This is a genomic window from Acerihabitans arboris (assembly GCF_010131535.1).
GTDB classification, from domain to species: domain Bacteria; phylum Pseudomonadota; class Gammaproteobacteria; order Enterobacterales; family Enterobacteriaceae; genus Acerihabitans; species Acerihabitans arboris.
The window spans coordinates 20,773-42,639 of record NZ_WUBS01000021.1; the positions used below are offsets into that span (position 1 = coordinate 20,773).

A 21,867-nucleotide genomic window follows, 5' to 3' on the forward strand; every position below is an offset into this window, starting at 1 on the left:
AGCGAAGCATTATTATGCTTCCCGTTGTAGAATACCCGCCTCTGGCAATAAAGACTGGCCCCCGATTCGGGGGCCACTGCAAACGAAACAGTTTTGTCCCGACAGGGCTGTTCCGTCTGCTGTAGTTATTTGACGCATGGTTGAGTTATTGGTAACGCATGAATCCCATCTTAATTAATAGGCTCCAGAAAAAACTGGGCTACACTTTTCAACAGCACGAGCTCTTGTTACAGGCCCTGACACACCGAAGCGCCAGCAGCAAACATAACGAACGGCTGGAATTCCTGGGTGATTCCATATTGAGTTTCGTTATCGCCAATGCGCTTTACCTGCGTTTCCCGCGGGTCGACGAAGGCGATATGAGCCGGATGCGCGCGACGCTGGTGCGGGGCAATACCCTGGCGGAAATGGCCCGGGAGTTCGAACTGGGAGAGTGCCTGCGCCTGGGGCCGGGTGAGTTGAAAAGCGGCGGGTTTCGCCGCGAGTCCATTCTTGCCGATACGGTTGAGGCGCTGATCGGCGGCATTTTCCTTGATAGCGATATAGAAAATATCGAGCGTCTGATCCTTAATTGGTATCAAAGCCGCCTGGACGAAATCAGTCCCGGCGACAAACAAAAGGATCCGAAGACCCGTCTGCAGGAGTATTTGCAGGGGCGTCATTTGCCATTACCTACCTATCTGGTGGTTCAGGTTCGTGGCGAGGCGCATGACCAGGAATTTACCATTCACTGCCATGTCAGTGGCTTGCCTGAACCCGTCGTGGGCAATGGGTCAAGCCGCCGTAAAGCCGAACAGTCAGCCGCCGAGCAGGCGCTGAAAGAGCTGGAGCTTGAATGAACGAAGATAAAACCTATTGCGGATTCGTGGCGATTGTCGGACGGCCGAACGTCGGCAAGTCCACACTGCTGAACCAGTTCATGGGGCAGAAGGTCTCCATTACCTCCCGTAAGCCGCAGACCACGCGCCACCGGATCATGGGCATCCATACCGAGGGTCCTTACCAGGCCGTCTATGTCGATACCCCCGGGCTGCATATCGAGGAAAAACGCGCCATCAACCGCTTGATGAACCGCGCCGCCAGCAGCTCCATGGGCGATGTGGAACTGGTGATATTTGTCGTGGAAGGCACCCACTGGACGCCGGACGACGAAATGGTGGTCAACAAGCTGCGCGGCTTAAGCTGCCCGGTGGTACTGGCGATCAATAAGGTGGACAACGTTACCGACAAGGGCAAGCTGTTGCCGCATATCACTTTCCTCAGCCAGCAGATGAATTTCCTGGACGTGGTGCCGATTTGCGCCGAAACCGGGATGAACGTCGACACCCTAGCGGGTATCGTGCGCAAACTTATGCCTGAAGGCGTCCACCAGTTCCCGGAAGAATATGTGACCGACCGCTCGCAGCGTTTCATGGCCTCGGAAATCATCCGCGAAAAGCTGATGCGCTTTCTGGGCGAAGAGCTGCCTTATTCCGTTACGGTTGAGATCGAGCGCTTTATCACCAACGAGCGCGGTGGTTATGATATCCACGGCCTGATCCTGGTGGAGCGCGAAGGCCAGAAAAAAATGGTCATCGGCAACGGCGGTTCCAAGATTAAAACCATTGGTATCGAAGCACGCCAGGATATGGAAACCATGTTCGAGAACAAAGTGCATCTTGAACTGTGGGTCAAGGTCAAATCCGGTTGGGCCGACGATGAACGCGCCTTGAAGAGCCTGGGTTACGGCGACGATGTCTGAGGACCCCGCCAATGGAAGGCTGGCAGCGCGCATTCGTCCTGCATGGACGTCATTATAGCGAAACCAGCCTGCTGTTGGACTTTTTTACCGAGAACGACGGGCGGGTGCGTATCCTGGCCAAAGGCGCGCGCTCGCGGCGTTCCGCGCTGAAAGGGGTATTGCAGCCGTTTACGCCGTTGCTGATCCGCTGGAGCGGGCGCGGCGAGGTGAAAACCCTGCGCAGCGCCGAACCGGTGTCCATGGGACTGCCGCTGAACGGCCTGATGCTCTACAGCGGCCTGTACACCAACGAACTGCTTTCCCGCGTGCTGGCGCACGAGACCGATTACTCTTCGCTGTTTTTTGATTACCTGCACTGCCTGCAAACCCTGGCCGGCGCCATCGGCTCGCCGGAACCGGCGCTCAGGCGTTTTGAACTGGCGCTGCTCGGGCACCTCGGCTACGGCGTGGATTTCCTGCACTGCGCCGGCAGCGGCGAACCGGTAAGCGATGACATGACCTATCGCTACCGCGAGGAAAAAGGATTTATCGCCAGCGTCGTCATCGATCATTACAGCTTTACCGGGCGCGAGCTGCAGGCGCTGGCCTCACGCGAATTCGCCGATATCGCCACCCTGCGCGCCGCCAAGCGCTTTACCCGCATGGCGCTTAAACCCTACCTGGGCGGCAAGCCGCTGAAAAGCGCCGAGCTGTTCCGTCAGTTCATGACCCGAAAACCCCCGTCGAAAACATTGCCCACCGACGGCTCGTCCAGTTAAACTGACAGCCTGCGGCTCCCGCGCGTCACAATAACCGAGGATGGTATGTCAGCACTGTTGTTAGGCGTCAATATCGATCATATCGCCACCCTGCGCAATGCGCGCGGCACGGCCTATCCCGATCCGGTACAGGCGGCGTTCATCGCCGAGCAGGCCGGTGCCGACGGGATCACCGTCCATTTGCGCGAAGACCGGCGCCATATTACCGATCGCGATGTCCGCCTGCTGCGTGAAACGCTGCAAACCCGCATGAACCTGGAGATGGCGGTGACGGACGGCATGGTCGCTATCGCCTGTGAAACGCGCCCCCATTTCTGCTGCCTGGTGCCGGAAAAACGCCAGGAAGTGACCACCGAAGGCGGCCTGGACGTGGCGGGCCAGCGGTCCAAGATGACCGACGCCGTCATCCGGCTGTCGGCGGCCGGTATCCAGGTTTCGCTGTTTATCGATGCCGATGAGGCGCAAATCGCCGCCGCCGCCGCTGTTGGCGCGCCCTATATCGAAATCCATACCGGCGCTTATGCCGACGCCGTGGATGAGACGTCGCGCCTGGCCGAATACGAGCGTATCCGCCATGCCGCCATCTATGCCGCCGGGTTGGGCCTGAAGGTCAATGCCGGCCACGGCCTGACCTACCATAACGTCCAGCCGATCGCGGCGCTGCCGCAGATCCACGAGCTGAATATCGGCCACGCCATTATCGGTCGCGCGGTGATGTGCGGCCTGGCCGGGGCGGTATCTGAAATGAAACGCCTGATGCTGGCGGCGCGCGGTTAATGGCCATTCTGGGCATCGGCACCGATATCGTTGAGATCGAGCGTATCGAGGCGGTGGTAGGGCGCGGCGGCGATCGTTTTGCCCGCCGCATCCTCAGCGAGGCGGAATGGGAGCAGTACCAGCACCACCGGCAGCCGATCCGCTTCCTGGCCAAACGCTTTGCGGTAAAAGAGGCCGCGGCCAAGGCTTTCGGCACCGGCATCCGCAACGGGTTGGCGTTTGCGCAGTTTGAAGTGATAAACGATGTGCTGGGCAAGCCCGGCCTGAAGCTCTATTTGCAGGCCGCCGAGCTGGCGATAAGCCTCGGGGTCACCAGCGTCCATGTGACGCTGGCCGACGAGCGGCGCTACGCTTGTGCGACGGTGATTATCGAAGGCGAAATGATGAGCATGGCGGGGGTTGCCGCTACGTCCGTTTAAAGCTGATAATCCGCATCGGGCAGCTATGCGGCAAGTCGTGCGGCCCGGCGGTGGAAACGCCGCCAGCGCCGGAGTATCAATTATCGATGACCGGGACGATCCGCCGGTTACTTAGAGACGATCGCCATGGTACATGACGACAAATTTTTCCCATAGCTGCTCGTTGCTTTCGATAAGCGTGGGATCCTGCAGGATGGTATTGTCGATCGGGCAGACCTTCTGGCAGGTGGGCGTACCGTAATGGCCGACGCACTCGGTGCAGCGATTGGGGTCGATCTCGTAGATCTCCGCGCCCATGGTAATGGCCTGGTTCGGGCATTCCGGCTCGCACATATCACAGTTAATGCATTTTTTCGTGATAAGCAGGGCCATGGTTGTTCTCGATGATATTACAGGGCAGGGCGCTAATTATACCCTCCCGGCCGGCCGGTGCCAACCTTCGCGGCGCAAAAACGACCGCGATACTACGCGATACTATTGGGGCAATCCATGGCCTTTTGAGGTAAAGTGGAGCCAATGAGCCAATGAGCCAATGAGCCAATGAGCCGATGCAGCCGGAGTTAGGGCCGGCAAGCTTCATGGCCTGGCCTGAAACGTTGAAGGCAGGGGCGGGCTGCAAACGGAAAAAATATGCAAAAATTTAAAGAACTGTTCCTCTTTGGCTTGATAGGTGTTGTCGGTTTTTTAGTCGATTCGGGGGTGCTGTATTTATTGAAGGATGCGTTGGGCCTGTACGTTGGCCGCGGCGTGTCTTTTGTCTGCGCGGTACTGGCCACGTGGATACTGAATAAATTGATTACGTTCCGCAAAAGCCGCAGCGGGCACTCTGCGCTGGCGGAAGCGTTAAGATATGGCGTCTGCATGCTCAGCGGCGGGGCGGTCAACTATCTGACCTATTGGGCGCTGGTGACTTATTATGCCTTGGCGCAGCATTATCCCATCCTGGGCGTGGCCGCCGGCAGCCTGACGGGGATGATTTTTAATTATTCCACCGCCAGGCTTTTTGTGTTTAACCAGGAAACCAACCTCCCCGCGCCTGCCAAAAGCAAGCCGGACCACCGTTAGTCATAACGCAAGCGCGGGATGGGCGCGAAGGGTCGGGCCTTGATTACCGACCCTTGCCCAAAGATGGCGCCTGATCAATAACTTAGCCTGATATTCTTTGAGTATGTCAAAACTTATTCTGTCAGCGTCATATTGAAAAAGAGTCTAACAGGCAGGATAAAAAAAGATCATGGCTATACGTATGAGTTGATGATAAAAAGCGTCCTTCACCATAATGTCACTAGGAAACCAGAACTTAATTACAAATTGATAAAGGATTGTTTATGTCATTATTTTTTTACGTTAGTCAGGGTAGATACTGTTACCACCCAGTATAAAAAAACGGCTGGCCAAAAAAGACGGGGAACGTGTCCAGGGCGATTTTACGCTGGAATTGACGTACCGGCCGGTCGATCGGCGCGAGTTCGCGCAAACCCCCGATAAAAGCGGACATCATGGGCAGGAGCGGCCGGCTTGGTATCGCGGGGTTCGGCTCACGCCAGCCTTTTGACCAGCTCTTCGCTATGGCGGATACGCTGCGGCGCATGATCCAAGTCACGCTGTACCAGCGCCATAAACAGCAGATCGGTCAGCGACTGCTGGGCAAGGTTGGAGGAAATGGCGCCGCTGCGCTGGGCCTGTTCTTCCGCTACCGTATACAACGCAATATCGGCATGCTGTTGCAGCGCGTTTGGCGAGAAGTGAGTGATTGCCATCACCCGAGCGCCCACCCGGTGCGCCTCCTGCGCCGCCAGGTTGATCTCGCGGCGCGAGCCGCTAAACGAAATGGCCAGCAGCAGATCCTGTGGGCTGACCGCCTGGATGGTGGCCAGCAGCACGTGCATATCGGTTTCCGCCACCGCCGACATGCCGATCTTCATCAGCTTGTAGGAAAAATCCTTGGCCACCAGGCCGGACGCGCCGATGCCGACGATAATTACCCGGCGGGCCTCCTGCAGCAACGCCACCGCCTGCCGGAGTTTTTCCTCGCTGTTGATATCAAGCGTCGCCCGCAGGGCGGCCACTTTTTCCGTCAGCAGTTTCTCGCCGACCGCTTTCAGCGGGTCGTCGCTTAAGATATGGTTGTGCACCGGTATCGACGGCAGTTCATGAGCGCCGGCCATGGCTTCGCTGAGCGCCAGCTTTAACGCGGTAAACCCCTTATAGCCCAGCTTTTGCGCGAACTTTACCACGCTCGACTGGCTGACGCCGGCCTGTTCGGCCACCTTTTGCGAGCTAAGATGGCGGGCCTCATCGGTACGCGTTAACAGATAATCGGCCAGCTTGCGATCGTTTAGCGATAGTGACCGGTAAAGCTGGCGAATGCGCAGTACGCTACTCATACAAATGGTTCATTAATAATGGCTCTACAGTGATCCCCGCGCGGCGGGCTTATGCAACAATGACTGACAGGGTACAGAATTTTCTCGCCTGTCGGAATTTAATATTCAATAATAGCCTTAATTATATGAATTAAAAATTCAATGGTGACGTGATGGACAATGATGTGGCAACCCTAGGCGCGCTGGTATCGGAAACCCGCAATCCGGCCTCGATGGATCTGGACAGGCTGTCCACCCTGCAAATGGTCGGGTTGTTCAACCAGCAGGATCGCCTGGTGCCCGACGCCATCGGCCGGGAACTGCCCGCGATCGCCGAGGCGGTGGATCTGGCCGCGGCGGCGCTTGCCGCCGGCGGCAGGCTGATCTATATCGGCGCCGGCACCAGCGGCCGGCTGGGCGTGCTTGACGCGGCCGAATGTTCGCCAACCTTCGGCGTGCCCCATGGGGTGGTGGTGGGGTTGATTGCCGGCGGTCCGGGCGCCTTGCTTAAGGCGGTGGAGGGCGCCGAGGATAGCCTGACCCTGGCCGGTGAAGACCTGCGGGCTATCGGGCTGCGCGCCGTGGATATGGTGGTCGGGCTGGCGGCGTCGGGCCGTACCCCTTATGTCATCGGCGGCCTGCGTTATGCCGCTGGGCTCGGTTGCCCCACTGCGGCCATTTCCTGCAATCCGGGTTCGCCTATCGGCCGGGAGGCGCGGGTGGCCATCACGCCGGTGGTGGGGCCGGAGGTGCTTACCGGTTCGACCCGGATGAAATCCGGCACCGCGCAAAAGCTGGTGTTGAATATGATCTCCACCGGCGCCATGGTGAAACTTGGCAAGGTTTACCAGAACCTGATGGTGGATGTGAAGGCCACTAATATCAAGCTGGCGGATCGCGCCTGCCGTATCGTGGCCGAGGCGACCGGATGCGATATGGCGCGGGCCGGTGCAATCCTGCAACAAACCGCTTTTGAGGTTAAACCGGCGATTTTGATGATTCTCACCGGCGTGGATGCCGCCGGCGCGGCGCGCGCGCTGTCGCGACATAAAGGCTATTTGCGCCGCGCCCTCGACGCCGGCAAATAAAACACCGCCATTCCGGAGGGCGGTTAACGGGCCACATCCGTCAGTACTGACTACACTGATAATCATAACCCGCACATTTCCGCATATTTTCCCTCCCGGCGGCGGGCGTTTTGCCCTCGAGCCGGAGGGGCCGTTACCCTGGCGACGGGGACGGATGCCAGGGATAAGTGGATTTCAGATCCGGAGGAGCCGCTTTGAGTCGCACCGCAGCCAAGCGCATAGTTTTTTTCGATTTGGACGGCACGTTGCATCAACAGGATATGTTCGGTTGTTTTCTGCGTTACCTGCTGCGCCATCTGCCTTTGAACGCCATCCTGCTCCTGCCGGTACTGCCCGTCGTCGGCATCGGGTTGCTGGTCAAGGGACGCTCGGCGCGCTGGCCGATGAGCCTGTTGTTATGGTTGATTACCTTCGGCCACAGCGAAGCCCGGCTTAACCGGCTGCAGGCAGGATTTATCCTGTGGTTTCGCCAGCGCGTGACCGGTTTTCCCGTCGTCTTGGCGCGCCTGAATGACTATCTCGCCAGCCAGGATGCCGAGGTTTGGCTGATCACCGGCTCGCCGGAGCCGTTGGTGCGGGGGGTTTACGCCGATGCGCTGTTTTTGCCCCGGGTTAAACTCATCGGCAGCCGGATGACCCGCCTGTACGGCGGCTGGGTATTGACCCTGCGCTGCCTCGGCCATGAAAAAGTGGCCCAGCTGGAACGCGAACTGGGCACCCCGCTTAAGCTGTTCAGCGGCTACAGCGACAGCCTGCACGACAGTCCGCTGCTGTATTTTTGCGAGCACCGCTGGCGGGTTACCCGTGAGGGCGAGTTAAAACAACTGGATTAAAAAATCCCGCTATCCCTGTATAATCACCGGCTGCGAATACTCCGGGAGGACAGACATGCACGGCGAACAGGGCGACGAATTCTGGATGCGCCATGCCCTCTCCCTGGCCGGACTGGCCGAGGGCGAGGGCGAAGTGCCGGTGGGCGCGGTGCTGGTGCTGGACGGCCGGGTAATAGGCGAGGGCTGGAATCGATCCATCGGGCATCACGATCCCACCGCCCATGCGGAAATTATGGCGCTGCGCCAGGGCGGCGCGGCGCTGGGCAACTACCGTCTGATCAACACCACGCTCTTCGTCACGCTCGAACCCTGCGTCATGTGCGCCGGGGCGATTATCCACGCGCGGGTCGGCCGGTTGGTGTTTGGCGCCAGGGACGAGAAAACCGGCGCGGCGGGCTCGTTATGCGACGTGCTGCGCCAGCCGGGCATCAATCACCGCGTGGATATCGCCGAAGGCGTGCTGGGCGAGGCATGTTCGGCCCAGCTCAGCGCCTTTTTCCGCGCCCGGCGGAATGCGCACAGGGCGCGCCGCCTGGCGTTGAAGGCCCAGGACCCGACGATTACGGAATAGCGCCGCCCGGCCGGATCCTGGATGGCGCGGCAACGGCGCCGGCCGTGTTGGCCGGGTACCGTCCGGTGATCCGCGGCGTGATGTTTACCGGCGCGGCGGCGGCAGGCGCGGGGGCCGGCGGGACCACCGGTTCGGTCGCCAGCGCCGCCAGCTGGGCCGCTTTTTTCTCTTTTTCTTCCAGGTAGCCGCTCAGGCTCATTTCATACCGCCGGATATTTTCCACATAATTGTAGGCCTGCTGGCCGCGCGCGTAACCGTAGGCGGTTTGCTGGTAATAGCGCGGCTGGCTGAGCATCGGCAAACGCAGCTTGACGTCCACCCAACTGTCGGGATTGCCCTGTTGCCTGGCCGTCAGGGCGCGGGCGTCCAGCATATGCGCATAGCCCATATTATACGCGGTCAGCGCAAACCAGATTTTTTCATCCGCGGGAATGGTATCGGGCACTTTTTGCATCATGCGCGCCAGGTACATCGCCCCGCCCCGGATGCTTTGTTCGGCGTCCAGCCGGTCGGCGATGCCCAGGCTGTCGGCGGTGGCGCGGGTCAGCATCATCAGGCCGCGCACGCCGGTGGGCGATACGGCCTGCGGGTTCCAATGGGATTCCTGATACGAAATGGCGGCCAGCAGCTTCCAGTCGATGTCCGCGGCATATTGCTGGAACAGCGATTGCAGCGCCGGCAGCGTGGCGTCGATGGAGGTCAGGAAGGTTTTGGTATCCACATAGTCAAAGCTGCCCACGTGGCCGAGGTATTTCTCTTCCAGCCGCGCCAGGGTGCCGTCCGCTTCCTGGCCGCTGAAAAAATCCAGTAAGGCGGCGGAGAGGTTATCGCTGTCGCCCCGGGGCAGGTACCAGGTGACCGGCTCCTCGTCGCTGACGTCAAAGGCTACCGCCAACTGCGGATGGACCCGTTGCAATAGGCCGACGGTGGCGGAATCCGCCAGCGTATAATCGAGCCTGCCGTCGGCCACCTGCTCCAGCAGGGCCTTGCTGCTCAGATCGGAGGACACTTCCCACTGAAGCCGGGGAAAGGCTGTCTCTTTCAGGCCGCGCAGCATTGAAATATGCGCCGAGCCGGAGGATACGGCCAGTCGGCCCTGTAGGGCGCCCAGGTTTTTCGGCCGCGGCTGGCCCAGGCGGTAGACTAGTTGCTGGGAAACATAATAATAGGCGGGACCGGTGGTAAAGCGATGCAGGCGGTCATTGTTGTATATCAGTCCGGCGGCGAGCAGATCGGCATCGCCATTGTCCAGATCGTCGAACAGTTCATTCAGGGTATGGCGCTGGCGGATGACCAGCCTGACCCCCAGGTAATCGGCGAAACGCTTCGCCAGTTCGTAATCGAAACCGGTTTGCTGGTTGTTGGCGGTATAAAAACCCAGCGGAGCGTCGATGGTGCTGACGCGCAGTTCCCCCCTGGTTTTTATCCGGCTGAGTTTATCGTCCTGCATGCCGTGCCAGGGGACGTTGAACCACAGCGCCCAGGTCAGCATAACGGCGATAACCCCAATCACGACATAATTTAATTTAAAACGCTTCAAATAGTTATCTCTCGCCGGGGCGAATTTATCGCTGTCTCTTGCGGCAGTGTTATTATCTTTTTTCCCTGGATTTGGAGCATTTTGCTTAACAAACCGCCAAGGTGCAACTTTATTGCATCGGGACCGCGCGGCCGTTTAAAGAAGAAGAATCGCAACAATAACCGCGCAAACGGTTTCGTCCGAGGCCGGGATTCTCTATAATGACGCGCGTTTCCCCCCTGAAGTTGCGCTGAAGACGCGCCCCATGGCAAGCCGTACCCGAGCACCTTTGGTCGCCGGTTCAAAGACGAGAGATCTTTTATTATGGAAATACTGCGTGGTTCGCCCGCTCTGTCAGCATTTCGTATCAACAAGCTGCTGTCCCGCTGCCGGGAAGCCCGGCTTCCGGTAACCGATGTCTATGCTGAATATGTCCACTTTGCCGATCTGGACGCGCCGCTCACCCCCGATGAGCGCGCCCGGCTGCAGCGGCTGCTGAAATATGGTCCCTCTCTCGCCGAACATGCGCCCCAGGGCCGCCTGCTGCTGGTCACGCCGCGTCCCGGCACCTTATCCCCCTGGTCGTCGAAAGCCACCGACATCGCCCATAACTGCGGTCTGGCGCAGGTTAAACGCCTGGAGCGCGGGCTGGCGTTTTATGTGCAGGGTGCCGCGATGACCGGCGAACAGTGGCGGCAACTGGGCGTGCTGCTCCATGACCGGATGATGGAAACCGTCTTCGGCGAACTGGAGCAGGCGCGGGCGCTGTTTGCCCACCACGAACCCGCGCCGGTGCAGACCGTGGATATGCTCGCGGCCGGCCGCGGCGCCCTGGAACAGGCCAACCTGAAGCTGGGCCTGGCGCTGGCGCCGGATGAGATCGATTACCTGTTCGAGGCGTTTACCCGCCTGGGCCGTAATCCCACCGACGTCGAGCTTTACATGTTCGCCCAGGCCAACTCGGAGCATTGCCGCCATAAAATCTTCAACGCCGATTGGATTATCGACGGCCAGGCGCAGCCGAAGTCGCTGTTCAAGATGATCAAGAATACCTTCGAGCAGACGCCGGATTTCGTGTTGTCGGCCTATAAGGACAACGCCGCGGTGATGGAAGGGCCGGCGGTGGGGCGTTTCTTCGCCGAGCCAGGCAGCGCCCGTTACGATTATCACCAGGAAGCGGCGCATATCCTGATGAAGGTGGAGACCCATAACCATCCCACGGCGATCTCGCCCTGGCCCGGCGCCGCCACCGGCTCCGGCGGCGAAATCCGCGACGAGGGCGCCACCGGCCGGGGATCCAAACCCAAGGCCGGCCTGGTGGGCTTTTCGGTCTCCAACCTGCGCATACCCGGCTTCGGGCAACCCTGGGAAGAGGACTTCGGCAAGCCGGACCGCATTGTCAGCGCGCTGGATATCATGACCGACGGCCCATTGGGCGGCGCGGCGTTTAATAATGAATTCGGCCGCCCGGCGCTGACCGGGTATTTCCGTACCTATGAAGAACGGGTCAACAGCCATAACGGCGTTGAGCTGCGCGGCTACCATAAGCCGATTATGCTGGCGGGCGGTATCGGCAACATCCGCGACGGCCATGTGCAGAAAGGTGAAATTACCGTCGGCGCCAAGCTTATCGTGCTGGGCGGGCCGGCAATGAATATCGGCCTGGGCGGCGGCGCGGCCTCTTCCATGGCCTCCGGCCAGTCGGACGCCGATCTGGACTTTGCCTCGGTACAGCGCGACAACCCGGAAATGGAGCGCCGCTGCCAGGAAGTGATCGACCGCTGCTGGCAGATGGGCGACGACAATCCGATCCTGTTTATCCATGACGTCGGCGCCGGCGGTTTATCCAACGCCATGCCGGAGCTGGTCAGCGACGGCAATCGCGGCGGATTTTTTCAACTGCGCGATATCCCCAACGACGAGCCGGGCATGAGCCCGCTGGAAGTCTGGTGCAATGAGTCGCAGGAACGTTATGTGATGGCGGTGGCGCCGGCGCAGTTGGCCGCCTTCGAGGCCATCTGCCGGCGCGAGCGCGCGCCTTTCGCCGTGATCGGCGAGGCGACCGAAGAGCTGCATCTCAGCCTGGACGACGGCCATTTCAACAACCGGCCCATCGATCTGCCGCTGGACGTGCTGCTGGGTAAAACGCCCAAGATGACGCGCGACGTTGTCAGGCTGCCGGCGGCGGGCACGCCGCTTAACCGTGGCGGCATCGAGGTGGCCGAGGCGGTGAAACGGGTACTGCGCCTGCCGGTAGTGGCGGAAAAAACCTTCCTGATCACCATTGGCGATCGCACCGTGACCGGTATGGTGGCGCGCGATCAAATGGTCGGACCCTGGCAGGTACCGGTGGCGGACTGCGCGGTCACCACCGCCAGCCTCGACAGCTATTACGGCGAAGCGATGTCGATTGGCGAACGCGCGCCGGTGGCGTTGCTGAATTTTGCCGCCTCGGCCAGGCTGGCGGTGGGCGAGGCGCTGACCAACCTGGCGGCGACGCAGATCGGCGATATTAAACGTATCAAGCTGTCCGCCAACTGGATGGCCGCCGCCGGCCATCCAGGCGAGGACGCCGGCCTGTATGACGCGGTCAAGGCGGTGGGCGAGGAGCTTTGCCCGGCGCTGGGCCTGACCATTCCGGTGGGCAAGGACTCGATGTCGATGAAAACCCGCTGGCCGCAGGGCGTGGAACAGCGTGAAATGACTTCGCCCATGTCGTTGGTGATTACCGCCTTCGCCAGGGTGGAGGACGTGCGCGGCACGGTAACCCCGCAGCTGACGGCCGGGCAGGATAACGCCCTGTTGCTTATCGATCTGGGCGCCGGTCATCAGGCGCTGGGCGCCACCGCCCTGGCGCAGGTGTATCGCCAGTTGGGCGACGAGACGGCGGACGTGCGCAACGTGGCGCAGCTGGCCGGGTTTTATCGCGCGCTGCAGCAACTGGTGGCCGAACGCGCCCTGCTGGCGTACCACGACCGTTCCGACGGCGGTCTGTTGGTCACGGTGCTGGAAATGGCCTTTGCCGGCCATTGTGGCCTGGATATTGACATCGCCGGCCTTGGCGACGATCCACTGGCGGCGCTGTTTAATGAAGAACTGGGGGCGGTGATCCAGGTTGCCGCCGGGGATCGCGCCCGCGTCGAACGGGTATTCGCCGACCATGGCCTGGCGGACTGCCTGCGCTATCTCGGCCGCGCCGAACAGGGCGATCGGGTGGCTATCCGCTCCGCCGGCAGCGCGGTCTATAGCGAAAGCCGCACCGTACTGCGCACCTGGTGGGCGGAAACCACCTGGCAGATGCAGCGCCTGCGCGACAATCCCGACTGCGCCGACGAGGAGCACGCCGCCAAGCGGGATGATAGCGACCCGGGCCTGAATGTTTCGCTGAGTTTTGACCCGGCCGAGGATATCGCCGCTCCCTATATTGCCAAACAGGCACGGCCGAAGGTGGCCATCCTGCGCGAGCAGGGGGTGAATTCCCATGTGGAAATGGGCGCGGCGTTCCACCGCGCCGGGTTTGACGCCATCGACGTGCATATGAGCGACCTGCTGTCCGGGCAGCGCGATTTGCAGGAATTCCAGGCGCTGGTGGCCTGCGGCGGCTTTTCCTACGGCGACGTGTTGGGCGCGGGGGAGGGATGGGCCAAATCCATCCTGTTCAATCCGCGCGTGCGCGACGAGTTCGAGGCGTTTTTCAACCGGCCGCAAACCCTGGCGCTGGGGGTGTGCAACGGTTGCCAGATGATGTCCAACCTGCGCGAGCTGATCCCGGGCGCCGAACTGTGGCCGCGCTTCGTGCGCAATAAGTCGGAACGCTTTGAAGCCCGCTTCAGCCTGGTGGAGGTGACGCAAAGCCCGTCGTTATTGCTGCAGGGCATGGTAGGCTCCCGCCTGCCCATCGCGGTATCCCATGGCGAAGGGCTGGTGGAGGTGCGCGATCCGGCTCATCTGGCGGCATTGGAACATGCGGGCCTGGTGGCGCTGCGCTTCGTGGATAACACCGGCAAGGTCACCGAAACCTATCCGGCCAATCCGAACGGCTCGCCGAACGGGATCACCGCCGTGACCAACGCCAGCGGCCGGGTCACCCTTACCATGCCGCATCCGGAGCGGGTATTCAGGACGGTGAGCAACTCCTGGCATCCCGGGGAGTGGGGCGAGGACGGCCCGTGGATGCGTATTTTCCGTAATGCCCGTAAACAGCTGGGTTAAGAGGGCCTGGCCGGGAGGGGAAGGGCATAGTGTCGTTTTATCCCGGTTATTAAGATTTATCTGTCTCTTTTTGGAGACAGATAAATAATTGATTTATATGGTTATTATGTTTTAACGCAATTAGTGTCTCTTTTGGGAGACATTACGGCAATCCTGGCGGCGCGATATCCACTGTAATAGCGTGTCTGGATTTAATTTAGCGTTTTATTTCAATACATTAATAATCTATTTTATTCTTGGCACGATTGCTGCATAATATAAACCAGTTGCTCATTCACCCCGATATGACAGGCCGTTTTCACTTAACCAACGGCAATGCTTCATAACTACCGAATGACGCCAAAGAACGGTGCCTATCGTCCAACCATACCGATAATTGCCTCACGGCTTTATCATCCACAGGGCGACACGTTGAGTGAGGCACCCCCTATTTCGCTAAAAAAGCACTTGCCCCCGGGTTAAGTGCTTTTTTTGTGCTTTCTTCAGGCCACCGAACCGGATAGCATCGGCAAAGACTTTGGCGGCAATCACAGGATGATTTTTTGAAGACGTGGCGTCCGTTTCCCCGATCCCTGAGGCAGTTGGTGATCCTGGCCTTTACCCTGGTGCTGTTGCCCCTGCTGCTGCTGGCTTACCAGGCCTGGCAAAGCCTGGATAACCTTAGCGAGCAGGCGGCGGATATCAACCGCACCACGCTGTCGGACGCCCGGCGCATCGAATCCATGGGCAGCGTGGCGCTGGAGATGGAGCGCAGCTATCGCCAGTATTGCGTGCTGGACGATGAAACCCTGGTCACGCTCTACCAAAACCAACGGCGGCAGTATGCGCAAATCCTGAACGTGCGCGCCGGCGCGCTGCCCGATCAACGCTACTATCAGCGGCTGACGCAGCTGCTCGATCAGCTTGCCGGCATCCAGTGCGAGAACAGCGGGCCGAGCGCCCGGGCGTCCGCGCTGCTCAGGGATTTTTCCCACGCCAATAGCGATATGGTGCAGGCCACGCGCAATAATATCTTTGCCCGCGGCCAGCAGCTCCAGCAGGCCATCGCCGAGCGCGGGCGTTTTTTTGGCTGGCAGGCGCTGTTGTTATTTATGTTTAGCCTGCTGCTGGTGATTCTGTTTACCCGCATGATTATCGGCCCGGTGAAAATGGTCGAGAAAATGATCAACCGGCTCGGGCGGGGACGGCCCCTGGACGATCGCGTCTCGTTTACCGGCCCGCGTGAAATCCAGTCGCTGGCGCAGCGGATCCTATGGCTGAATGAACGCTTATCCTGGCTGGAATCCCAGCGCCATGAGTTTTTGCGCCATATCTCCCATGAGTTGAAAACGCCCCTGGCCAGCCTGCGCGAGGGCACCGCGCTGCTGGCGGACGAGGTGGCCGGGCCGCTAACGCCTGATCAACAGGACGTGGTCGCCATCCTGGACAGCAGCAGCCGCCATTTGCAGCTGTTGATCGAGCAGCTGCTCGACTACAATCGCAAGCTGGCCGACAGTCCGGCGGAATATGAGGATATCGCCCTGCGCGAGATGATCGACCGGGTGATTACCGCCCATAGCCTGCCGGCCCGTTCAAAAGACATCCATACCCTGGTGGAACTGGCGTGCGGGCGCGTCAGGGCGCAGCCGGTGCTGTTAATGCGCGTGCTGGACAATCTCTACTCCAATGCGGTGCACTACGGCCCGGAATCCGGTAAAATTTGGATCCGCAGCCGCCAGGAATCGGGATGCCTAGTCCTGGAGGTCGCCAACAGCGGCGAGCCGATACCGCCGGCGGAGCAAACCATGATTTTTGAACCGTTTTACCAGGGCCGTATCCAGCGCAAAGGCGCGGTAAAAGGCAGCGGCCTGGGGTTGAGCATCGCCCGGGATTGCATTCGCCGGATGAACGGCGAGCTTAACCTGGTGACGGTGGACTACGCCGGGGTCTGCTTTCGGATAGAATTACCCTTAACCGCCGAGAATGAATAACCATGACTTTATGCATCACGCCGGCGATTGACAGGTTGGCATATTGCCTGGATCGCCTGATTCATTTCACCTGGCCCGTGGCATCGTTACGCGCGGCGCTGCGTCCGGTTTGGCTGCTGCCCGTGCTGCTGGCGGGTTGCCAGGGTCATCCCGCCCATCGCGATCTTGCCCATTCGCCCGCCGCCCAGGTACAGCCGGCCTCGCCGCCAAACCGCTTTGCCGCCGAGTGCAATGAGCTCTGGCAAACCGATGATGAAACCAGCCTGGCCGCCCCGGACTATTGGCTGCGCGCCATGCAGTGCGCGGAGCGTATCACGCCGACCCAGGCGCGCGCCCAAGCCGAGCAGCAGTCGGGCGAGACCTGGCATGACGCCTTCAGGCAAAGTATTTTGCTGAATTCCGCCGGCATCAGCGTGATTGAGCGCCGCCAGTCCTACCAGCATCTGCTGGGATTCCGTTCCCAGTTTCCCGCGGCCGTATATCCGCTGTTTAAAATGTGGCGCCAGCAGCAGGCGTTGCGCCTGCTGCTGGCGGACGAGCGCAGCCGCAGCCAGCGGCAGCAGGAAAGTAGCGCCAGCCAGATAGACCTGATGCGCATCCAGCAAATTGAGCTGCAGCGCAAACTGGACGTGACCACCCGCAAGCTGCAAAACCTGACGGAGATTGAACAACGTTTATCCGCCCGCAAGCAGCAGTCGCCGGATATGCCCGACAACGACGATAACGATACGGCATCGTCGCCGGGCGGCGGCGCGGCGGGTCACGTATCCACCGGGCAACAACAGGGAACCGGTAAATAATGAGCCAACATCAATCCGCCCATTTATTATTAGTCGACGACGATACCAGCCTGCTGAAACTGCTGGGCATGCGCCTGACCAGCGAAGGTTTTACCGTGACTACCGCCGAAAGCGGCCAGGAAGCCCTGCGCCTGCTGGCGCGGGAAAAAATCGATCTGGTGATAAGCGATTTGCGCATGGATGAAATGGACGGACTGGCGCTGTTCGGCGAAATCCAGCGCCATCAGCCCGGCATGCCGGTGATTATCCTGACCGCCCATGGCTCCATACCCGACGCGGTGGCCGCCACGCAAAAAGGCGTCTTCGGTTTCCTGACCAAACCGGTGGACCGGGATGCCTTATACCAGGCTATCGACCATGCGCTGCAGCTATCGATGCCGGCCGGCGACGACAGCTGGCGCGAGTCCATCGTGACCCGCAGCCCCATGATGCTGCGGCTGCTGGAGCAGGCCAAAATGGTGGCGCAGTCGGATGTCAGCGTGTTGATTAACGGCCAGAGCGGCACCGGCAAGGAGATCCTGGCGCAGGCCATCCATGCCGCCAGCCCGCGCGCCAAGCATCCCTTTATCGCCATTAACTGCGGCGCGCTGCCCGAACAACTGCTGGAGTCGGAACTGTTCGGCCACGCCAAGGGCGCGTTTACCGGCGCGGTCAGCAGCCGGGAAGGGCTGTTCCAGGCGGCGGCGGGGGGGACGTTGTTCCTCGACGAAATCGGCGATATGCCGTTATCCCTGCAGGTCAAGTTATTGCGGGTATTGCAGGAGCGCAAGGTGCGCCCTCTGGGCAGCAATTGGGATGTGGACATCGACGTCAGGATCATCTCCGCCACCCATCGCGATCTGCCCAAGGTCATGGCCGGGGGCGAGTTTCGCGAAGATCTGTATTATCGCCTGAATGTGGTCAGCCTGAAATTGCCGGCGCTGCACGAGCGGGCCGAGGATATTCCGGTGCTGGCCAATCATTTGCTGCGCGCGGCGGCGCTGCGTCACAAGCCGTTTGTGCGCAGCTTTTCCACCGACGCCATGAAGCGCCTGATGGCGGCCAGTTGGCCGGGCAATGTACGCCAGCTGGTTAACGTGATAGAACAGTGTGTAGCCCTGACGTCGGCCCCGGTTATCAGCGAAGCGCTGGTGGAACAGGCGCTGGCAGGGGAAAATACCGTCCTGCCGACGTTTGTTGAGGCCAGGTTGCAATTTGAATTACATTATCTGCGTAAATTATTGCAGATCACCAAAGGTAACGTTACCCAGGCGGCGCGCATGGCCGGCCGTAACCGCACTGAATTTTATAAACTTTTGTCACGTCATGAGCTGGACGCTAACGACTTTAAAGCCTAAGTTGGCTCTCTTTTACCAATGCTATGCGGCTGGCGTCGCAGGCTGCCTGAAAAAGGTTTTACCATGAAAAAAATCGATGCAATTATCAAACCGTTCAAATTAGACGATGTACGCGAGGCGTTGGCGGAAGTCGGCATCACCGGCATGACCGTCACCGAGGTCAAGGGTTTCGGTCGCCAGAAGGGCCACACCGAACTCTATCGCGGCGCGGAATATATGGTGGACTTCCTGCCCAAGGTGAAGATCGAGCTGGTGGTGTCCGATGATATCGTCGACAGCTGTGTCGATACCATTATGCATACCGCCCAGACCGGCAAAATCGGCGACGGTAAAATTTTCGTTTTCGATGTCGCGCGCGTGGTCCGTATCCGTACCGGCGAACAGGACGAAGAGGCGATTTGATCCTCCTCTGGTTTCTCCGCTGCCGGCGTAATTTTCCTGCCGGGCGGGGAAGGCCCGTGGTCATGAAAAAATCCGCCGCCGGTGTGAAAAAATATCCCGATCCCGCCCAATCCCCGTACGTGCGCCGTTGCGGGCCTGGCGGGACGGAATCGTTTGCTTAAAAACCGGCGCCGGCTCTATCGGAGCAGGGGCAAAAAAGTTTACACTATAGGCATAGCCCCAGCGGATTATTACAGTCTATTTTTCACCATACAGCTACGCCAGCTGAGCCAGGAGAAGCGGATGTTAAAGCGCGATATGAACATTGCAGATTATGATGCCGAGTTATGGCAGGCAATGGAGCGGGAAGTGGTGCGCCAGGAAGAGCACATTGAACTGATTGCCTCGGAAAACTACACCAGTCCGCGCGTCATGCAGGCACAAGGCTCCCAGTTGACCAACAAATATGCCGAAGGCTATCCGGGCAAACGCTATTACGGCGGCTGTGAATTTGTCGATATCGTCGAGCAGCTGGCCATCGATCGCGCCAAGGAGCTGTTCGGCGCCGACTATGCCAACGTACAGCCCCACTCCGGCTCGCAGGCCAACTTTGCCGTCTATACCGCGCTGCTGCAGCCCGGCGACACGGTGCTGGGCATGAACCTGGCCCACGGCGGCCACCTGACCCACGGCTCGCCGGTCAACTTCTCCGGCAAACTTTATAACATCATTCCCTACGGCATCGATGAAACCGGCCATATCGATTACGTGGAACTGGCGCAACTGGCCGCAACCCATAAACCGAAGATGATTATCGGCGGTTTTTCCGCCTACTCCGGCATAGTCGATTGGGCGAAGATGCGTGAAATCGCCGATTTGGTCGGCGCTTATCTGTTTGTCGACATGGCCCACGTGGCCGGCCTGGTTGCCGCCGGCGTCTATCCGAATCCGGTGCCGCACGCCCATGTGGTCACCACTACCACCCATAAAACCCTGGCCGGTCCGCGCGGCGGCCTGATCCTGGCCAAGGGCGGCAGCGAAGAACTGTACAAAAAGCTTAATTCGGCCGTATTCCCCGGCGGGCAGGGCGGGCCGCTGATGCATGTGATCGCCGGCAAGGCGGTGGCGCTGAAAGAAGCGATGGAACCGGCGTTCCGTATTTACCAGCAGCAGGTGGCCAGGAATGCCAAGGCCATGGTGGCGGTGTTCCTGGAACGCGGTTACAACATCGTTTCCGGCGGCACCGACAACCATCTGTTCCTGCTGGACCTGGTGGATAAAAACCTGACCGGCAAGGAAGCCGACGCCGCGCTCGGCCGCGCCAATATCACCGTTAACAAAAATGCCGTGCCTAACGATCCGAAAAGCCCGTTTGTGACTTCCGGTATCCGTATCGGCACCCCGGCGGTCACCCGTCGCGGTTTTAATGAACAAGACGTGCGTGCGCTGGCCGGCTGGATTTGCGATGTGCTGGACAGTATTAACGACGAAGCGGTTATCGAGCGCACGAAACAGAAAGTACTGGATGTCTGCGCGCGCTACCCGGTTTATGCCTGACGGACCAGGCATTTGATTTCAGCAAACCCAAGCTCCCAAACCGGGAGCTTTTTTATGAGGGTCTCGTCGCGGGCGACGGCTAGCAGCTTCCGGTTGTGCCCGGGGTCTCAAGCAACTGGCGGATGCGCTCCTGCTGCGCCTGCGCCAGCGGCAGGCGCACCAGCATCAGCGGTGGCGAAAACAACGGCAGCGGCATGGCGAACGAGGTCACCACCAGCACGGTATTTTTGGGCGCGCCCTGCGCCTGGAACTCGTCCATCGCCTGAAACTTAATATTCAGGGGCAACAGCGTTAATTCGCGGATCTGCAGCTCCAGCATCTTCTCCTGCTCGCCCGCGCTTTTGGTCAGGATCACCACCTGTTTTTCCTGCAAATCATTATCCTGCATCAGCCAGGCGCCGAAGATGACCGCGATAAGGCCCATCTCCTCGCGGGAGAAACGAATCCGGTAGGCGGCCTCGAACGGCATCACCGCCGCCCTGGCCGTGCGCAGCAGTCGGGGATATTTTTCTTCCACCTCCATTTGCAGGCTATTGTCGATGCCAACGTGGAAATGGCACCGCTCCAGCGCGGCGCTGAGATGTGAAAAAAGCTGGCCGGCCAGCATTTCCGGCTCGTTAAAACTCATGCCGGCCAGTTGCTCGAAGCGTCGCACCAATTCCTCCACCGCGCGCAGCAATTGCCGATCCTCGCCGGAGGGCGAACGGGCGCGGTGCGGGGTCTTAAGCCAGCGCGACAAAAGCGTCAGGCAAAACAGTTCGGCGGGAGGAACCGGCCAGTGGCGAAACATGTCCGCCACGGCGGCATATTCGGCTTTTTGCCGCAGCCACTGCTGCTGGTGCTGGTTAAATTCCGGATGATCGCCCAAAGGGCATTGGCTGAGGCTGTAACGCAGGTAAAGCGAGAGAAAGGCTCGGTCACAAGGGGCCGCGGGCCGGTCGATGAGCGCGGTAAACCGTTCCACCAGTTCATCTATCTGCTCAACGCTTGCCTGGAACGCCGCGGGCACCTTAAGCCAGTGCTGTTCCTGCAGCGGCAGGAAATAGCGGTTTACCTTATCCGCACACAGGCGCAACGCCCGGCGCATGCCTTCTATCAGGCACAATCGCCGGTTGAGAATAGTGCCTTCGATCCGGTAACTGCCGTCATGATGCGCGACCAGCTGGAGGTGGTAAATGCGCCGGATTTCGCTCTCGATATGAGCAAGATCGCGTCGGGTCGTGGATAAATCCTCGCCGTTATAACGGGCAAGGGCGACCAGTGACAACGATGGCAATGGCGCAAACAGCATCAAAAGTAAATGGCTACGGCGTTGTGGACCGGAAAGCGCTGGCACCGCTGGGGTGTTCAGGCTCATAGATGTGATGCCCTTACGTTAACGAATATTGCTAATGATAGCGAAAGAATCCGCCCATGAGAGGTTACGCGCTATTTTGTTTGCACGCTTTAAGCCCGGTCACACTTTAGCGGGCCTAATCGTTCATCTCGTTTATCCGGCGAGGGCGCCGCATGGCCCGGTTACAGAAAATCCCTTGCGG

Annotated in this window: 19 protein-coding genes; 15 read left to right on the forward strand and 4 right to left on the reverse strand. The window is 59.8% G+C overall.

Annotation, left to right across the window (positions count from 1 at the left end; genetic code table 11):
* The first annotated feature begins 158 nt into the window (after window positions 1–158).
* From rnc to acpS, 5 genes are read left to right on the forward strand one after another with little or no spacing between them, the layout of a single operon-like run.
* Window positions 159–839 (forward strand): ribonuclease III, encoded by a 681-nt coding sequence (rnc, locus tag GRH90_RS23545; RefSeq protein WP_162368421.1) that lies wholly within the window; start codon window positions 159–161, stop codon window positions 837–839.
* A complete protein-coding gene (gene era / locus GRH90_RS23550) occupies window positions 836–1,741 on the forward strand; it encodes a GTPase Era (RefSeq protein ID WP_162368422.1) in 906 nt (301 codons plus the stop codon). Before rnc ends, era begins: the two co-directional genes overlap by 4 nt.
* A gap of 11 nt (window positions 1,742–1,752) precedes the next feature.
* Window positions 1,753–2,499: a DNA repair protein RecO gene (gene recO / locus GRH90_RS23555; protein ID WP_162368423.1), complete on the forward strand. Its 747-nt coding sequence runs from the start codon at window positions 1,753–1,755 to the stop codon at window positions 2,497–2,499.
* 45 nt (window positions 2,500–2,544) lie between these two features.
* Window positions 2,545–3,276 carry a pyridoxine 5'-phosphate synthase gene (pdxJ, locus tag GRH90_RS23560; protein ID WP_162368424.1) on the forward strand — a complete coding sequence of 244 codons (732 nt, stop codon included), beginning with the start codon at window positions 2,545–2,547 and terminating at the stop codon, window positions 3,274–3,276.
* Window positions 3,276–3,695, forward strand: coding sequence for a holo-ACP synthase (gene acpS / locus GRH90_RS23565; protein ID WP_162368425.1), 420 nt, complete (start codon window positions 3,276–3,278; stop codon window positions 3,693–3,695). The genes pdxJ and acpS overlap by 1 nt, the downstream gene beginning before the upstream one ends.
* 111 nt (window positions 3,696–3,806) lie before the next feature.
* Here the strand turns inward: acpS and GRH90_RS23570 are convergent, their stop codons facing one another.
* Window positions 3,807–4,067 carry a YfhL family 4Fe-4S dicluster ferredoxin gene (locus tag GRH90_RS23570; RefSeq protein WP_162368426.1) on the reverse strand — a complete coding sequence of 87 codons (261 nt, stop codon included), beginning with the start codon at window positions 4,065–4,067 and terminating at the stop codon, window positions 3,807–3,809.
* 258 nt (window positions 4,068–4,325) lie between these two features.
* Between GRH90_RS23570 and GRH90_RS23575 the strand changes: the two genes are divergently transcribed.
* Complete coding sequence (locus tag GRH90_RS23575) at window positions 4,326–4,760, forward strand: GtrA family protein (protein ID WP_162368427.1); 435 nt, start codon at window positions 4,326–4,328, stop codon at window positions 4,758–4,760.
* Window positions 4,761–5,233: 473 nt separating this feature from the next.
* Here the strand turns inward: GRH90_RS23575 and GRH90_RS23580 are convergent, their stop codons facing one another.
* Entirely contained in the window at window positions 5,234–6,082 is an 849-nt protein-coding gene (locus tag GRH90_RS23580; RefSeq protein ID WP_162368428.1) for a MurR/RpiR family transcriptional regulator, read from the reverse strand.
* Between the two features lie 152 nt (window positions 6,083–6,234).
* Here GRH90_RS23580 and murQ point away from each other — a divergent pair, with 152 nt between their 5' ends.
* The 3 genes from murQ (at window position 6,235) to tadA (ending at window position 8,553) form a co-directional block, all read left to right on the forward strand.
* Window positions 6,235–7,149, forward strand: a complete 915-nt coding sequence (gene murQ, locus GRH90_RS23585; RefSeq protein ID WP_162368429.1) for an N-acetylmuramic acid 6-phosphate etherase — start codon at window positions 6,235–6,237, stop codon at window positions 7,147–7,149.
* A gap of 194 nt (window positions 7,150–7,343) precedes the next feature.
* Window positions 7,344–7,982, forward strand: coding sequence for a phosphatidylglycerophosphatase C (gene yfhb / locus GRH90_RS23590; protein WP_178113354.1), 639 nt, complete (start codon window positions 7,344–7,346; stop codon window positions 7,980–7,982).
* Between the two features lie 55 nt (window positions 7,983–8,037).
* Complete coding sequence (gene tadA / locus GRH90_RS23595) at window positions 8,038–8,553, forward strand: tRNA adenosine(34) deaminase TadA (protein WP_162368430.1); 516 nt, start codon at window positions 8,038–8,040, stop codon at window positions 8,551–8,553.
* Here the strand turns inward: tadA and mltF are convergent.
* Window positions 8,543–10,093 (reverse strand): membrane-bound lytic murein transglycosylase MltF, encoded by a 1,551-nt coding sequence (gene mltF, locus GRH90_RS23600; protein WP_162368431.1) that lies wholly within the window; start codon window positions 10,091–10,093, stop codon window positions 8,543–8,545. The two genes, tadA and mltF, sit on opposite strands and share 11 nt — an antisense overlap.
* Window positions 10,094–10,393: 300 nt before the next feature.
* On the opposite strand from mltF, the gene purL reads away from it, so the two are divergent.
* The 6 genes from purL to glyA all read left to right on the forward strand — a co-directional run bounded on the left by purL (window position 10,394) and on the right by glyA (window position 20,329).
* Window positions 10,394–14,284, forward strand: coding sequence for a phosphoribosylformylglycinamidine synthase (gene purL / locus GRH90_RS23605; RefSeq protein ID WP_512698842.1), 3,891 nt, complete (start codon window positions 10,394–10,396; stop codon window positions 14,282–14,284).
* 542 nt (window positions 14,285–14,826) lie between these two features.
* Window positions 14,827–16,254: a sensor histidine kinase gene (locus GRH90_RS23610; RefSeq protein ID WP_162368433.1), complete on the forward strand. Its 1,428-nt coding sequence runs from the start codon at window positions 14,827–14,829 to the stop codon at window positions 16,252–16,254.
* Window positions 16,255–16,256: 2 nt separating this feature from the next.
* Window positions 16,257–17,054, forward strand: a complete 798-nt coding sequence (locus GRH90_RS23615; protein WP_162368434.1) for a two-component system QseEF-associated lipoprotein QseG — start codon at window positions 16,257–16,259, stop codon at window positions 17,052–17,054.
* Window positions 17,054–18,391 (forward strand): two-component system response regulator GlrR, encoded by a 1,338-nt coding sequence (glrR, locus tag GRH90_RS23620; protein ID WP_162368435.1) that lies wholly within the window; start codon window positions 17,054–17,056, stop codon window positions 18,389–18,391. The genes GRH90_RS23615 and glrR overlap by 1 nt, the downstream gene beginning before the upstream one ends.
* A gap of 63 nt (window positions 18,392–18,454) precedes the next feature.
* Window positions 18,455–18,793, forward strand: a complete 339-nt coding sequence (gene glnB / locus GRH90_RS23625) for a nitrogen regulatory protein P-II (RefSeq protein WP_162368436.1) — start codon at window positions 18,455–18,457, stop codon at window positions 18,791–18,793.
* Between the two features lie 282 nt (window positions 18,794–19,075).
* A complete protein-coding gene (gene glyA, locus GRH90_RS23630; RefSeq protein ID WP_162368437.1) occupies window positions 19,076–20,329 on the forward strand; it encodes a serine hydroxymethyltransferase in 1,254 nt (417 codons plus the stop codon).
* Window positions 20,330–20,408: 79 nt separating this feature from the next.
* Here the strand turns inward: glyA and csiE are convergent, their stop codons facing one another.
* A complete protein-coding gene (gene csiE / locus GRH90_RS23635; protein ID WP_162368438.1) occupies window positions 20,409–21,686 on the reverse strand; it encodes a stationary phase inducible protein CsiE in 1,278 nt (425 codons plus the stop codon).
* Window positions 21,687–21,867: the final 181 nt, after the last annotated feature.